General features: G+C 45.3%; 12 protein-coding genes. 6 read left to right on the forward strand and 6 right to left on the reverse strand.

Annotated features, from left to right (window positions below):
* Positions 1-22: 22 nt before the first annotated feature.
* The 3 genes from KXJ80_RS11640 to KXJ80_RS11650 all read left to right on the forward strand — a co-directional run bounded on the left by KXJ80_RS11640 (position 23) and on the right by KXJ80_RS11650 (position 1,826).
* Complete coding sequence (locus KXJ80_RS11640) at positions 23-616, forward strand: HvfX family Cu-binding RiPP maturation protein (RefSeq protein WP_047538935.1); 594 nt, start codon at positions 23-25, stop codon at positions 614-616.
* A gap of 129 nt (positions 617-745) precedes the next feature.
* A complete protein-coding gene (locus tag KXJ80_RS11645; protein ID WP_218738740.1) occupies positions 746-1,294 on the forward strand; it encodes an NAD(P)H nitroreductase in 549 nt (182 codons plus the stop codon).
* Between the two features lie 34 nt (positions 1,295-1,328).
* Positions 1,329-1,826 (forward strand): GNAT family N-acetyltransferase, encoded by a 498-nt coding sequence (locus KXJ80_RS11650; RefSeq protein ID WP_069455139.1) that lies wholly within the window; start codon positions 1,329-1,331, stop codon positions 1,824-1,826.
* 83 nt (positions 1,827-1,909) lie between these two features.
* Here KXJ80_RS11650 and astB read toward each other — a convergent pair whose 3' ends face one another.
* A complete protein-coding gene (gene astB, locus KXJ80_RS11655) occupies positions 1,910-3,244 on the reverse strand; it encodes an N-succinylarginine dihydrolase (protein WP_259474783.1) in 1,335 nt (444 codons plus the stop codon).
* 331 nt (positions 3,245-3,575) lie between these two features.
* Between astB and topA the strand changes: the two genes are divergently transcribed.
* On the forward strand, positions 3,576-6,212 hold the full coding sequence (gene topA, locus KXJ80_RS11660) for a type I DNA topoisomerase (protein ID WP_218738738.1): 2,637 nt from the start codon (positions 3,576-3,578) through the stop codon (positions 6,210-6,212).
* A 148-nt stretch (positions 6,213-6,360) separates the two neighbouring features.
* Here the strand turns inward: topA and zomB are convergent, their stop codons facing one another.
* The gene (gene zomB, locus KXJ80_RS11665; RefSeq protein WP_037419518.1) at positions 6,361-7,140 is read right to left on the reverse strand and encodes a flagellar motor control protein ZomB; all 780 of its coding nucleotides are present in this window, start codon (positions 7,138-7,140) and stop codon (positions 6,361-6,363) included.
* 227 nt (positions 7,141-7,367) lie between these two features.
* On the opposite strand from zomB, the gene cysB reads away from it, so the two are divergent.
* Entirely contained in the window at positions 7,368-8,342 is a 975-nt protein-coding gene (cysB, locus tag KXJ80_RS11670) for an HTH-type transcriptional regulator CysB (RefSeq protein ID WP_011622367.1), read from the forward strand.
* An 87-nt stretch (positions 8,343-8,429) separates the two neighbouring features.
* Here cysB and KXJ80_RS11675 read toward each other — a convergent pair whose 3' ends face one another.
* From KXJ80_RS11675 to ppsR, 4 genes are all read right to left on the reverse strand, one after another.
* Positions 8,430-9,092 (reverse strand): response regulator transcription factor, encoded by a 663-nt coding sequence (locus tag KXJ80_RS11675; protein ID WP_037419521.1) that lies wholly within the window; start codon positions 9,090-9,092, stop codon positions 8,430-8,432.
* Positions 9,093-9,301: 209 nt separating this feature from the next.
* A complete protein-coding gene (locus tag KXJ80_RS11680) occupies positions 9,302-9,733 on the reverse strand; it encodes an acyl-CoA thioesterase (protein ID WP_037419524.1) in 432 nt (143 codons plus the stop codon).
* Positions 9,734-9,882: 149 nt separating this feature from the next.
* Positions 9,883-10,947 (reverse strand): 3-deoxy-7-phosphoheptulonate synthase, encoded by a 1,065-nt coding sequence (locus KXJ80_RS11685; protein WP_069455136.1) that lies wholly within the window; start codon positions 10,945-10,947, stop codon positions 9,883-9,885.
* A gap of 181 nt (positions 10,948-11,128) precedes the next feature.
* On the reverse strand, positions 11,129-11,941 hold the full coding sequence (ppsR, locus tag KXJ80_RS11690) for a posphoenolpyruvate synthetase regulatory kinase/phosphorylase PpsR (RefSeq protein ID WP_011072591.1): 813 nt from the start codon (positions 11,939-11,941) through the stop codon (positions 11,129-11,131).
* Between the two features lie 124 nt (positions 11,942-12,065).
* On the opposite strand from ppsR, the gene ppsA reads away from it, so the two are divergent.
* A complete protein-coding gene (gene ppsA, locus KXJ80_RS11695; RefSeq protein WP_047538908.1) occupies positions 12,066-14,435 on the forward strand; it encodes a phosphoenolpyruvate synthase in 2,370 nt (789 codons plus the stop codon).
* Positions 14,436-14,504 lie beyond the last annotated feature (69 nt).

The raw sequence follows: 14,504 nt of genomic DNA on the forward strand, positions 1-14,504 counted from the left end.
CATTTTGTTGAAGATATAGCCCATGTCCCTCGTTTCTTTTTATCAAAAATCACTCAATGCTAGCCGTCTGTTTGATGGACTCGCACCCTTAGCCCTTAGGCTCTATCTTGCACCTGTACTGATGCAGGCGGGGTATAACAAACTCGCACATTTTGAAGACACCGTCGCTTGGTTTGCGAATCCCGACTGGGGGCTGGGTCTACCAATGCCGACATTAATGGCTGCGCTTGCGGCGGGCACTGAGTTTTTTGGGGCGATTTTGTTATTACTCGGATTAGCCACGCGACTGATTTCTATCCCTTTGATGATCACTATGCTGGTGGCCGCTTTTACCGTGCATTGGCCTAATGGTTGGCTGGCAATTGCCGATGGCAGTTCATGGCTGGCAAATGAGCGGGTGCTCGAAGCGGGTGACAAGCTGGATAAGGCCAAATCCCTGTTGCAGCAATACGGCAATTACGATTGGTTAACCAGTTCAGGTAACTTGGTTGTATTGAATAATGGAATTGAGTTTGCGGTGACCTATTTCATTATGTTGCTGGCACTCTTAAGCCTAGGTGGTGGGCGTTATACCAGTCTTGATTACGTTATCGCTAAGCGTTATGGCATAAAGTAAGCCGAGCGACCTTGCCTGTAAACGCTTTCAATCCCACTTTTACGTGGGATTTTTTGTACCTCTTTAGCCGCAATTTGCTATGCTTGAGCCAATTTATACGCACCCATTTATAAGAACAGGGATAATCACTTGGACGCTATCGAACTTTTACTCACCCGCCAATCTACTCCAAGATTAACCGCGCCAGCACCCAATGAGCATGAGCTTAAAATCATTTTAGATGCGGCGATTCGAGTGCCGGATCATGGCGCGTTAGCGCCGTGGGAATTTATTATTGCCACGGGGAAGGGATTAGACACCTTAGCGGATATCTATGTTAATGCCGCCAAAGCCAGCGGCGCCGATGAAGATTTTATCAACAAATCCAAAGGGATGCCGATGCGTGCGCCCATGGTGATTACGGTTGTAGCGAAAACCCAACAACATCCTAAAGTGCCAGTGCTCGAGCAGCAAATTGCAGCGGGCTGCGCTACGATGGCCATGCAGCAGGCCGCGTTTGCCTTAGGATTAGGCGCAGTGTGGCGCACGGGAGATTTTGCCTTTGATGCCAATGTGAATGCGGCGTTAGGCTTAGCGCCAGAGGATCAAATCGTCGGCTTTTTATATGTTGGCACCCCAGCGGTAGCCGCACCGAAAAAACCGCAAAAGGATGGCAGCCAGTACGCCCGTTACCTATAACCTAGTTTATCCCCTCTGAATGGGAGTCCTTAGTATGCAAGTTGCCCAAACCCCAAGATTACTGCTGCGGCAGTTAACGCCCGATGATGCGTCATTTATTTTGGTGCTACTCAACACCCAAGGATTTATCGACAATATCGGCGATAAAGGAGTGCGTAGCTTGCAGGACGCCAAGGATTATATCGCTAATGGGCCTGCTATCAGCTATCGCGAGCATGGTTTTGGGTTATTTGCCGTGGTACTGGCCGAAAATGGTTTTCCGATTGGGATCTGCGGGTTAATTAAAAGACCCACGCTGAAGGATGTGGATTTAGGTTATGCTTTTTTGCCTCAATATTGGGGCAAAGGCTACGCGTTTGAAGCCGCTAGGGCATCACTGGAATTCGGTAAAACCTTAGGGATTGAACGGATTGTCGCGATTGTCAGCCCACATAATCAGGCCTCTAAGTCGCTGTTGAATAAATTAGGCATGTCGTTTGAAACCGAGTTGCAGCTAACGCCTAATGACCCCCCAGTTGAATTATTTTCCTGATAAATTCGAAGCACTCAAAAAATGAGGCCCCAACATTGGGGGCCTCATTATACGATTAACTAACGTTACTTTTTACTGAAACACTATCGCTGGAATGGATATACGCTCCCGAGTTTCATAATTTGAGTGAGCTCATCTAGCGCGGTGCGTGATTCGATAACGAGTTGTGGATCGGCTAAATCCTGAGTTGATAAACGGTCGCGATAGTGCTTATCTACCCAAGCGTTTAAACGTGCAAATAAAGCATCATTAAGTAAAGTGTGCTGATTTACTGCGGCAACTTCGCGCTCATTCATGGCAACCCGTAAACGTAAGCAGGCTGGGCCGCCGCCATTTTGCATGCTTTGTTTCACATCGAAATACAGCACTTGTTTGATTGGCGTATTTAAGGTGAGTAGCTCATTTAAATAAGCATAAACAGCGGGGTTTTCTTGGCAGTCGGTTGGGGCAATAATCGCCATCTCTCCTGAGGGGAGAGTGATGATTTGGGTATTAAATAGATAACTTTTCACCGCATCGTTAATCGCCACTTTGGCGGTTGGAACTTCGATAAAATATAACTCGGTATCGAGTTTGCGTTTTATTTCATCCAATTTTGTCTGCGTATTTAAAAATGCTTGCTCGTGGTAAAAAAGCACATTTTGGTTACCCACGGCAATCACATCATTGTGAAATACGCCTTGATCAATCACGTCGGGATTTTGTTGAATAAAAACGCAGTTATCCTCTTCGAGTTGATGCAATCTTGCTATCGCCATCGAGGCCTCGAGGGTTTGTCTTGCCGGATATTTCAGTGGTTTAGGAGCATGAGGATTTGTCGCCTCTTGTCCATAAACAAAGAGTTCAACCCCAGCATGGCCGTATTCCTGACACAGGCGAGTGTGGTTCGCTGCGCCCTCATCACCGAAGCTATTATGCTCAGGTAAATGATTATGGTGATGAAAATAGTGGGGATCATTGAAAGTTGCTGTTAAGATGCGCCCCGTTGTGATGGGCTCGATGCTGCGATGCAACTTATCGACTAGATTAGCGGGCGTGAAATGCAGTTTACCGTCACGGGTGTCGGCACTGGGTGACACGGTAGCCGCATTAGCCGTCCACATGCTTGAAGCACTGCAACAGGCATTAAGTAGTGCAGGCGCGGTTTTAGCGGCTTGTTGTAAAACTTGGGCATCGCTGCCAGAAAAACCAATTCGGCGCAGCGTGTTAAGGTCGGGGCGCTCTTGTGGCGCTAACATGCCTTGGATCATCCCTAAATCAGCGAGTGCTTTGGCTTTTTGCAAACCTTGTTTAGCGGCGGCTTTAGGATTAGAGACTAAAGCGGCGTTGTTGAGTGAGGCCACATTGCCAAAAGACAAACCGGCATAATTGTGGGTTGGCCCAACGAGTCCGTCGAAATTCGCTTCAAAGTGCTTCATTGCATATCCTTGTGATAGGGAAGGTTATTATTTATTCAAATGGTCCCTGAAGCGACCCAGTATACTGAAGGTTTTTGTGGGCACAAGCGCACGGTTTTGTGCTCAAAGCGACTTTTTCGTGATAAATGCATAACTATTTCTTGCTTGCTGGCAAATAATGAAATATTAGTTTTTAATTACGCAATATTATTTTTTTACATTTTTTCAACTTTGATTAAAAAGTGACTCGCTGGTACATATAAAAGAGGGATTAGCTTGAAACTCTCAATGCAACCCTCTATATATGGAGCCAATTTCCACCTTCTTGAGATTTTTTGGCGCAAATCAAACTATGGGTAAATCGCTAGTTATTGTCGAATCACCGGCCAAAGCTAAGACCATTAATAAATATCTTGGCAAAGAATTCATCGTTAAATCGAGCGTAGGTCATATCCGTGATCTGCCTACATCTTCTATATCTGACGGCACCGATAAGGTGAAACCTGCCGCCGAAGTAAAGAAGATGTCGCCAGAAGAAAAGGCGCGATACAAAAAGATGAAAGATCATCAAGCGCTGGTATCGCGTATGGGCGTTAACCCTGAAAAGGGCTGGGCGGCTAAATATCAAATTCTACCGGGTAAAGAGAAAGTGGTTAAAGAGCTGCAAGCCTTAGCCGATTCTGCTGACCAAATTTATCTCGCAACGGACTTAGACCGTGAAGGGGAAGCCATCGCCTGGCATTTGCAAGAGGTGATTGGTGGCGATCCTTCACGTTATCAGCGCGTGGTGTTTAACGAAATCACCAAATCTGCGATTCAAGAAGCCTTTAGTAAGCCTTCTTCCCTCGACACCAATATGGTTAATGCCCAACAGGCACGACGCTTTTTAGACCGTGTCGTCGGCTTTATGGTGTCACCACTGTTGTGGAAGAAGGTTGCCCGTGGTTTATCCGCAGGACGGGTACAATCTGTGGCAGTGCGTCTCGTGGTGGAACGTGAAAGCGAAATCAAAGCCTTTGTGCCAGAAGAGTTTTGGGATGTGCATGCTGAGCTTAATACGCCAGCCAGCGAAGCACTGCGCATGGAAGTGGTTAAGTATTTAGATTCAGCTTTTGAGCCAACCAACGAGCAACAAGCGTTAGCTGCGGTGCAGGCCTTATCTTCGGCCAGCTTTAAAGTGATTGCCCGTGAAGACAAAGCGACTCAAAGTAAACCTTCTGCACCCTTTATTACCTCTACCCTGCAACAAGCGGCCAGTACTCGTTTAGGCTTTGGGGTGAAGAAAACCATGATGATGGCGCAGCGCTTGTACGAAGCGGGTCACATCACTTATATGCGTACCGATTCGACAAACTTAAGCCAAGAAGCCTTAGACAGCGTGCGTGAGATGATCGGCAAGGAATACGGCGCCAAGTATTTACCTGCCGAACCTATTCGCTACGGCTCTAAGGAGGGCGCACAAGAGGCGCACGAAGCGATTCGTCCTTCAAACGTGCACGTAGAAGCGGCGGCATTAACCGATATGGAGCGTGATGCACAGCGCCTTTACGAGTTAATTTGGCGTCAGTTTGTCTCCTGTCAGATGACACCTGCCCAATACGATGCGACTAAACTCACGGTGAAGGCGGGTGACTACGAGCTGAAAGCAACAGGGCGTATCCTGCGCTTTGACGGTTGGACTCGTGTGCAAACCGCATTGAAAAAGAAAAATGAAGAAGACAATACCTTGCCTTCGGTGAACGAAGGGGATGTATTATCTCTCGTTGAACTCGAACCTAAACAACATTTTACTAAGCCTCCAGCGCGATACAGTGAAGCGTCATTGGTTAAAGAGTTAGAGAAGCGCGGTATTGGCCGTCCGTCAACCTACGCCACCATTATTTCGACGATTCAAGAACGGGGTTATGTCAAAGTTGAAAACCGCCGTTTCTACGCTGAGAAAATGGGCGAGATTGTCAGTGAGCGTTTAGTCGGTAGTTTTGCCGAACTGATGAGCTACGACTTTACCGCCAGCATGGAACAGACCCTCGACGATGTTGCCAGTGGTGAGCTGGATTGGAAAAAAGTTCTCGATGGTTTCTATGCCGACTTCACTAAACAACTCGAGAAAGCAGAATTAGCACCGGAAGAGGGCGGTATGCGCCTCAATCAAATGGTGATGACCAATATTAAGTGCCCGACTTGCGGTCGCCCAATGGGGATCCGTACCGGCACAACAGGGGTATTCCTCGGTTGTTCTGGTTACGAGTTGCCACCAAAAGAGCGCTGCAAAACCACCATGAACTTAACGCCAGGCATTGAAGCGATCAGCGATAGTGAAGATGCCGAAACCGATGCATTGCGTGCCAAGCACCGCTGTGGTATCTGCGGCACGGCGATGGACAGTTATCTTATCGACGAAAAACGCAAACTGCATGTTTGTGGTAATAACCCTGTTTGTGAGGGGTATGAAGTCGAAGAAGGGCAATTTAAGATTAAAGGTTACGAAGGCCCATTAATCGAATGTGACCGCTGTGGTCATGATATGGAACTGAAAAACGGTCGTTTTGGTAAGTACTTCGGTTGTACGAATGCGGAATGCAAGAATACCCGTAAATTACTGAAAAACGGTGAAGCGGCGCCACCAAAAGAAGATCCTATTTACTTACCAGAGCTTAAATGCAGTAAGTCGGATGCGCACTTTGTGCTGCGTGATGGGGCGGCAGGGATTTTCTTAGCGGCCAGTACCTTCCCTAAATCGAGGGAAACCCGGGCGCCACTGGTTGAAGAATTAGTGAAATACCGTGAACTCTTATGGCCTAAGTATCAGTATCTTGCAGATGCACCTATCGCCGATGATGAAGGCAATAAGGCTGCGGTGAAGTTTAGCCGTAAAACCAAAGAGCAATATGTGGCGACTGAAGTCGACGGTAAAGCCACTGGATGGTCTGCCCATTACGTTAATGGTAAATGGGTAAGTGAATCATCAGCGAAGAAAGCGAAGAAATAAACATGCGCTTATGGGCATGTTCACAAATCGTCATTGATTGAGGATGAACGCTTTGTGAATATGCTCTAGGTTGTGTTATTGCTTAAGTCAGATTTCAACCAATAAAAAAGCCAAGTCACTGACTTGGCTTTTGTGTTTTAAAGATTGATCACCATTTCTTTTTCGGTTGAAACAGCATATCGATATCGTCTTCTTCATTCTTGGGTTTAGGTGCACTGGGTGCAGTGAGTTTTTGTGCGCCCATAATTTCATCTAATAGCATTTTGGCTTCATCGACTTTACGAGCGATGAAGGGATCGTTTGGCGTCTGCGCTTTAATCGCATGCAAAGTGGCTAATGCTTTAGTCACCATTTGCTTTGAAGATCCGTATTGCTTCATAAAACTTGCGGCGCGAGCACGTGACAACATAGAGTCAACGTTAATTCTGAGCTGTAAACTATCAATACGATTTTCTTCCTGACCAAACACCGCTGGGTCGACTCTCCCTTTGTTATGCTCTGCACGCAAAATGGCTTTTAGTTTCTTTAACGTTTGTACTAACACCAAAGTTTGTTTGTCGTTATCAGGCAATCTAAAATTCTCAATCGGCGGGACTTGAGGTGGGTTAGCTTGTAATGAATCAATTTGATTTTTGATATCGGCAAGTCGACGTTGAAAATCAGCTTGTTGTTGGCTTGTGCTCAGTGATGTTGCCATTTCCAAAGCATCTTGAACACGGCGATAGAGCACTAACATTATATGTGTACTACAAGGTATCATCCCTGTATTGGATAATACGGTTTCTGTTTCATCAAGAATCGCACGTTGGCGGGCAAATTCAATCCTACGTTCAGCCTCTGCACGTTCTTTTTGTTGTTGTATTACGTTAATTCCGATAACAAGCAGTAATAGTGCACCGATGAGGATCAGAACCAAGGTGAATGTCATAGCTGTTCCATTATTTATCCAATTGAGCTAATGCTACAATAAATCAATAAACTAGCATAGTTATCTTAGCCTAGGTTATCATTTCTGTCGTTTGAAACATAAGACTTGTGCTCTATATTCCTATTTGCTTTAATTTTTACTATATACTATAACGATTGATTATAGCTGATACTGAGTGGTGCTATTTTAACCAATCCATTTCAGCCTGTTTGAGACAAGGACATAAGATGAAACTGCAACAGCTCAGGTATATTGCTGAGGTCGTAAAGCATAACCTTAACGTATCGGCCACAGCTGAAAATTTATACACATCACAGCCTGGGATCAGTAAGCAAGTTCGCATGTTGGAAGATGAATTAGGTATTCAAATATTTGGTCGCAGTGGTAAACATTTGACCCATGTGACGCCAGCTGGACAGCAGGTGATTAATATCGCCAATGACATCTTAGGTAAAGTTGAAAGTATTAAAAAAGTATCTGAGGAATATACAAAACCGGATCAAGGTGAATTGAATATTGCGACAACGGATACCCAAGCTCGCTATGCTTTACCCCATATCATTCGCCAGTTTATCGACCGTTATCCCAAAGTTAACCTACATATGCATCAGGGGACGCCATCGCAGATCAGTGAGCAGGCAGCCCGAGGTGATGCTGATTTTGCGATTGCAACCGAAGCGATGCATTTGTATTCCGATTTGATTATGTTGCCTTGTTATCACTGGAATCGCTCCGTCGTTGTGCCAAAAGATCATCCCTTGGCGACACGGACTCATATTAGTATTGAAGATTTAGCTCGTTTTCCATTAGTGACTTATGTGTTTGGGTTTGATCGGGCATCGGAAATTGAGAAAGCGTTTAATCGTGCAAACCTTGAGCCGCGGGTTGTCTTTAGTGCTACCAGCGCTGATGTGCTGAAAACCTATGTGCGCTTAGGCTTAGGTGTAGGAGTGATTGCCTCTATGGCGATTGATCCAAATATTGATAAAGATTTAGTTGCCATCGATGCTGGCCATTTATTTGCCCATAGCACCACTAAAATTGGTTTCAGGAAGGGTAGTTTCTTACGAAGTTATATGTATGATTTTATTCAACACTTTGCGCCACATTTAACTCGTGATGTGGTTGAGAAGGCCGTCGCATTGCGTGATCAGCAATTAATTGATGAGATGTTTGCAGATAAAAATCTGCCTATGCGTTGATTAAGCTACACTATTGGTGAAATTAATAAAAATGCCGCATCAATTGCGGCATTTTTATTGTGTTGAGAATTGAAATGACACGTACGACTATGACAAATCGACTTTATCCATTTCAAGCTGACTTAAAGCAATAACCGCTTGAGTGCGATTACGAACGCCTAGTTTTCTAAAAATGGCAGTGGCGTGCGCTTTTATTGTTGCTTCAGAAACCCCTAAGTCATAGGCGATTTGTTTATTGAGCAAGCCCTCAGCAAACATTTGCAGTACTTTATATTGCTGCGGCGTGAGATCTGAGAGCTTACTGGCCATTTTATCAGTGCTGTCATCTTCGATAGGTATAATATCAGCACCTTTAGGTAGCCATAAATCCCCACATAAAACAGCGGTTAGGGCTTCTTTCAAGGTTTCCATCGACGCCGATTTAGGGATAAAACCACTACCACCATAGTGAATAGCACGGCTAATGGTATTGATATCCTCGTGGGCCGAAATCACAATAACAGGCAGCTCAGGGTAGTGAGAGCGCAGATGGATAAGCGTCGAATAGCCGTGGGAACCTGGCATCTGCAAATCCAGTAAAACCAAATCGTAGCTGACACTTTGTGAATCTAACACAGACTGCAACGCATCGGCACTGTCAGCCTCAAACCACTGGGTGCGCTCAAAGGCACTACTGAGTGCTTGACGTAGTGCATTTCGAAACAATGGATGGTCGTCGGCAATAATTATATTTAAGTTTTCTAGCTTCATGGCTTTTTTGATTATGTTCGTGGCGCGTGAAGATTAAACCCAATGTAACAGAAAAGTAATCGAGGATCCTATTGGTTTATGCAGCAAGAAGGACAAAATTTTTATATGTTTCTGGTTGTTATACTTTTGTCTTGCTTAAATGAACGAATAAATTAGCCCTAAAACCTTGCTGTTAAAGGGCTAGAGTACGTTATTACGTAGTATAAATCTTATTCAGCCGTCCACACTTGGGTTGGATGGCGTTGTTCGTCTACCGCAACAAAGGTGAATACGCCACGGATCGCATGCTCACGGTGATCTTGGTACATGTCTTCGACAAAAATATTGACTTCGACCTTTAACGAGGTATTACCTACATGGATCACGCGGGCGATAAGCTCTGCTAAGGTACCCGCTGGAATAGGTTTTTTAAAGTCGATTCGATCAGAGCTGACTGTAACTAAGGCTTTACGGCAGAAACGAGTCGCAGCAATAAAAGCGGTTTCATCCATCCATGCTAAGGCTTCACCACCAAATAAGGTATTGTGGTGATTGGTGATAGAAGGAAATACGGCTTTGATTACACGCGCTTCGGATTGATTGATTCGTTGTTCAATGGCATCGGAAAAAGCAGGGCGAGTAGAGTCGAGTGAATGTGGCATACGGCAACCTGAGGTTATGCATTTTCAAGAGGCGCGATTATAGTGAGTTTTCAATTTGAATGATATAAAACGACTATATCGTTAGGTTTTAAGACAAAACGAAAAGTAAAAAGGCTTCCAGTGGAAGCCTTTAGTGTTTGGTAATCGACTTATTTACCGAGAAGTTCACGCCTATCGCGTGAGGCTTTAGCCAGATCTCGCAGTAATTTTTCTGAGTCATCCCAATGTAAGCAGGCATCGGTAATGCTTTGGCCATAGCATAAAGGTTGACCCTCAATCACTTTTTGATTGCCTTCATGTAAGAAACTTTCTGCCATGATGCCGGCAATGGCCGTACTGCCCGCGCGCATTTGCGCCATGATATTTTCAGCAACGACCAGTTGTTTTAGGTGATTTTTTTCACTGTTACCGTGGCTAAAATCAACCACTACACGCGGCGTTACATTGACAGACTCAAGTTTTAATCTTGCTTGTTCAATATCCTGCTCAAAGTAATTAGGTTTTTTACCACCGCGTAAAATAATGTGCCCATAAGGATTGCCATGGGTACGATAGACAGACATGGCGCCATCTTTATCTGGTGAATAGAAAATATGCGGCACTTTGGCGGCACGAACGGCATCAACGGCGATATTGATATTGCCATCGGTTCCATTTTTAAAACCCACAGGGCAGGAGAGTGCCGAGGCCATTTCGCGGTGGACTTGGCTTTCAGTGGTGCGAGCGCCGATAGCGCCCCAGGTGATTAAATCAGCAATATATTGACCGTTCACCATATCTAAAAACTCGGTGGCAATCGGCAATTTCAGCTCAGTGATTTGCTGTAGTAGCTGACGGGCAATACGCAATCCTTTATTGGGTTCAAAGCTGCCATCTAAGTCAGGATCGGAAATTAACCCTTTCCAGCCAACAATGGTGCGCGGCTTTTCAAAGTACACCCGCATTAAAATACAGAGATCGTCCTTTAACTCTTGATGCAGCACAGCTAAACGGCGGGCGTAGTCGAGGGCAGCTTGCGTATCATGGATAGAGCAAGGGCCAATGATCACCAGTAGACGATGATCTTCGCCCATAATAATGGCTTCAACTTCACGACGTTGCTGAACGAGGTAATCGGCTGCATCTTGGGTTAACGGGTACTCAGATGCCAGTTGTGCAGGTGAGATGACTTTAGCTAATAAGGAAGTGCGTAATTCGTCTGTTTTAATGGTCATTCAAAATACCGAGCTTGCGTGCGGCGCTTTTCGCCAGATTGCCTCGGATTATAACGAATCGAACAGCATTGCACAGTGCCAATTGTGTTAATTGTCGGCAACTGTGCAATGAATTTGATTTAAGTTAGACCTATTTAGCCTAAATCGAGGGACTCGATTGTCTCGTTCGAAATCATCAAGATTAGAACATATGACGTTCTAAGCCGGTGACATCCAAAATCTTAGTGGCGATTTCTTCGACCGAGTGGTTGGTGGTGTCGATATAGGGAATACGTTCACGTTTGAACATCATCTCGACTTCTTTTACCTCTAAACGACACTGCTTTAAGGAAGAGTAGCGACTGTTTTCCATCCGACTTTGGCGGATTTCATGTAAGCGTACCGGATCGATGGTCAACCCAAACAATTTTTTCTTATTGCGTTTTAAGGCTTCGGGCAGTTTAAGGTTATCCATATCGTCTTCGGTGAACGGGTAGTTAGCCGCTTTAATACCAAACTGCATCGATAAATAGAGGCTGGACGGGGTTTTACCGCAGCGAGACACGCCCAGCAGGATCAAATCGGCCTGATCCATATGCTTCATGGTTTGGCCATCATCATTATCCATCGCAAAATTGATGGCATCGATACGGGCTTCATAACCCTGATTGGCTTTACCGTGGGTGCGGTGTAATACAGGCGATGCACTTACGCCTAAATGTTGTTCAAGTGGAGCGACGAAGGTATTTAAAAAATCGTAATCGAGACCTTCACTCGAATAAATGATGTCCCGAATTTCCGGTTTAACGATTGAATGGAACACTAAGGGGCGTTCGCCTGTTGTAATAAAACAATCATTAATTTGTCGTTTAACGTTTTCAGCTTTTGCCAATGTTTCAACAAATGGAATTGTAAGTGACTCAAATTCTAATGGAAATTGCGAGAGAACTGCATGCCCAAAAACCTCTGCTGTGATCGCTGTGCCGTCGGAGATGTAAAATACCTTTGGTGCCATACTGACCTCTTGTAGTAATAAAATTACAAATAAAATTATAGATTTACGCTTCTTCAGCGGGAGTGTAAAATGCCGCTGCCCTCGTGTGAAGGGGCCACTGAAATAAACTTGCGGAGATAGAACTGTGCAGCAATACGTACTCTGGTATCAGGAATTAGGCATGGGTGACGTCAACTTGGTTGGCGGTAAAAATGCTTCTCTTGGCGAGATGATCAGCAATCTAGCTAATGCCGGTGTTCAAGTACCTGGCGGATTTGCGACTACTTCTTATGCGTTCAATGAGTTCCTTGAACAAAGTGGAGTAAACCAGAAGATTTATGACATTCTAGCCACACTGGATGTAGATGATGTCAATGCACTGGCAAAAGTAGGTGCACAGATCAGACAATGGGTGATTGACACCCCATTCCAACCAGCTTTAGAGCAAGCCATTCGTGAAGCTTACGATAAACTTGCCGCTGAAACTAGCGATGCATCATTTGCAGTACGTTCTTCTGCTACCGCAGAAGATATGCCAGATGCTTCTTTTGCTGGTCAGCAAGAAACCTTCTTAAACGTGAAAGGATTTGACTCTGTACTCGTGGCGATTAAGCACGTGTTTGCGTCACTCTTTAACGACCGTGCAATTTCATACCGTGTTCACCAAGGTTATGAGCACCACGGTGTTGCCCTGTCTGCCGGCGTACAACGCATGGTTCGTTCAGACAAAGCGGCATCAGGTGTTATGTTCACCATGGACACTGAATCAGGCAACAACGATGTGGTGTTTATCACTTCATCTTTTGGTCTGGGTGAAATGGTTGTTCAAGGTGCGGTAAACCCTGACGAATTCTATGTCCACAAACCTATCCTTTCTCAAGGACATAAAGCCGTTGTTCGCCGTAATATCGGTAGTAAGCTCATCCAGATGGTGTATTCCGATGATGCTGCTCACGGCAAACAAGTGAAAATTGAAGACGTTGCTGCTGAAAAACGTCGTCAATTCTCCATCAACGACGCCGAAGTGATGGAACTGGCTAAACAAGCAATGGTTATCGAAAAACACTACGGTCGTCCAATGGACATCGAGTGGGCGAAAGACGGTAACGATGGCAAACTCTATATCGTTCAAGCGCGTCCAGAAACGGTTCGTAGCCGTGAAGACGTACAATTAATTGAACGTTACCACTTAAAGAGCCGTGGCGCAGTGATCTCTGAAGGTCGTGCTATCGGTCATAAAGTGGGTTCAGGTGTGGCTAAGGTATTAACCTCTATCGCTGACATGGATCAAATCCAACCAGGCGATGTGTTAGTGACCGACATGACTGACCCAGATTGGGAACCTATCATGAAGCGCGCCAGCGCCATCGTGACTAACCGTGGCGGTCGTACCTGTCATGCGGCGATTATTGCCCGTGAATTAGGCGTACCTGCGGTAGTCGGTTGTGGTGATGTGACTGACCGTATCAAAAATGGTCAGTTAGTGACTGTATCTTGTGCCGAAGGTGACACAGGTTACATCTACGAAGGTAAACAAGAGTTTGAAGTGATTTCAAACCGCGTTGACTCACTGCCAGCATTACCGATGAAGATCATGATGAACGTGGGTAACCCAGATCGTGCATTTGATTTTGCCCGTTTACCTAACGAAGGTGTGGGTCTAGCGCGTTTAGAATTCATCATCAACCGCATGATCGGTATTCACCCGAAAGCGTTGCTTGAATTCAACCAACAAGATGCTGCATTGCAGGAAGAAATCAACGAGATGATCGCCGGTTACGACTCTCCAGTTGAGTTCTACATCGCTCGCTTAGTCGAAGGTATCGCATCTATTGGTTCGGCTTTCTATCCGAAGAAAGTGATCGTACGTATGTCAGACTTTAAGTCTAACGAATACGCTAACTTAGTCGGCGGTGATCGTTACGAACCTGACGAAGAAAACCCAATGTTGGGCTTCCGTGGTGCGAGCCGTTATATCTCTGAATCATTCCGCGATTGTTTCGCACTTGAATGTGAAGCGATTAAGCGCGTGCGTAATGAAATGGGTCTGAAGAACGTTGAAGTCATGATCCCATTCGTCCGTACCGTGAAAGAAGCTGAGCAAGTGATTGAACTGCTGAAAGAGCAGGGCTTAGAGCGTGGTAAAGATGGTCTACGCGTCATCATGATGTGCGAAGTACCGTCAAATGCGCTGTTAGCGGATCAGTTCCTTGAGCACTTCGATGGTTTCTCTATCGGCTCAAATGACTTAACACAGTTAACACTCGGTCTTGACCGTGACTCAGGCATCATCAGCCACTTGTTTGATGAGCGTAACGAAGCGGTGAAGATCCTGCTGTCTATGGCCATTAAAGCGGCTAAGGCCAAGGGTGCTTATATCGGTATTTGTGGTCAAGGACCTTCAGATCACGCCGATTTCGCGGCTTGGTTAGTTGAACAAGGCATCGATACCGTATCGTTAAACCCTGATACCGTAATTGATACTTGGTTATATTTAGCCGAAGCGCACGCTTGATCTAGGCCGTAATTTTATCAAGGTGTTAAAAAAGCCGCTTTTTAGCGGCTTTTTTTTGTTTATAATGGG

Origin of the sequence: Shewanella xiamenensis (assembly GCF_024971755.1) — a bacterium.
Classification (GTDB): Bacteria; Pseudomonadota; Gammaproteobacteria; order Enterobacterales; family Shewanellaceae; genus Shewanella; species Shewanella xiamenensis.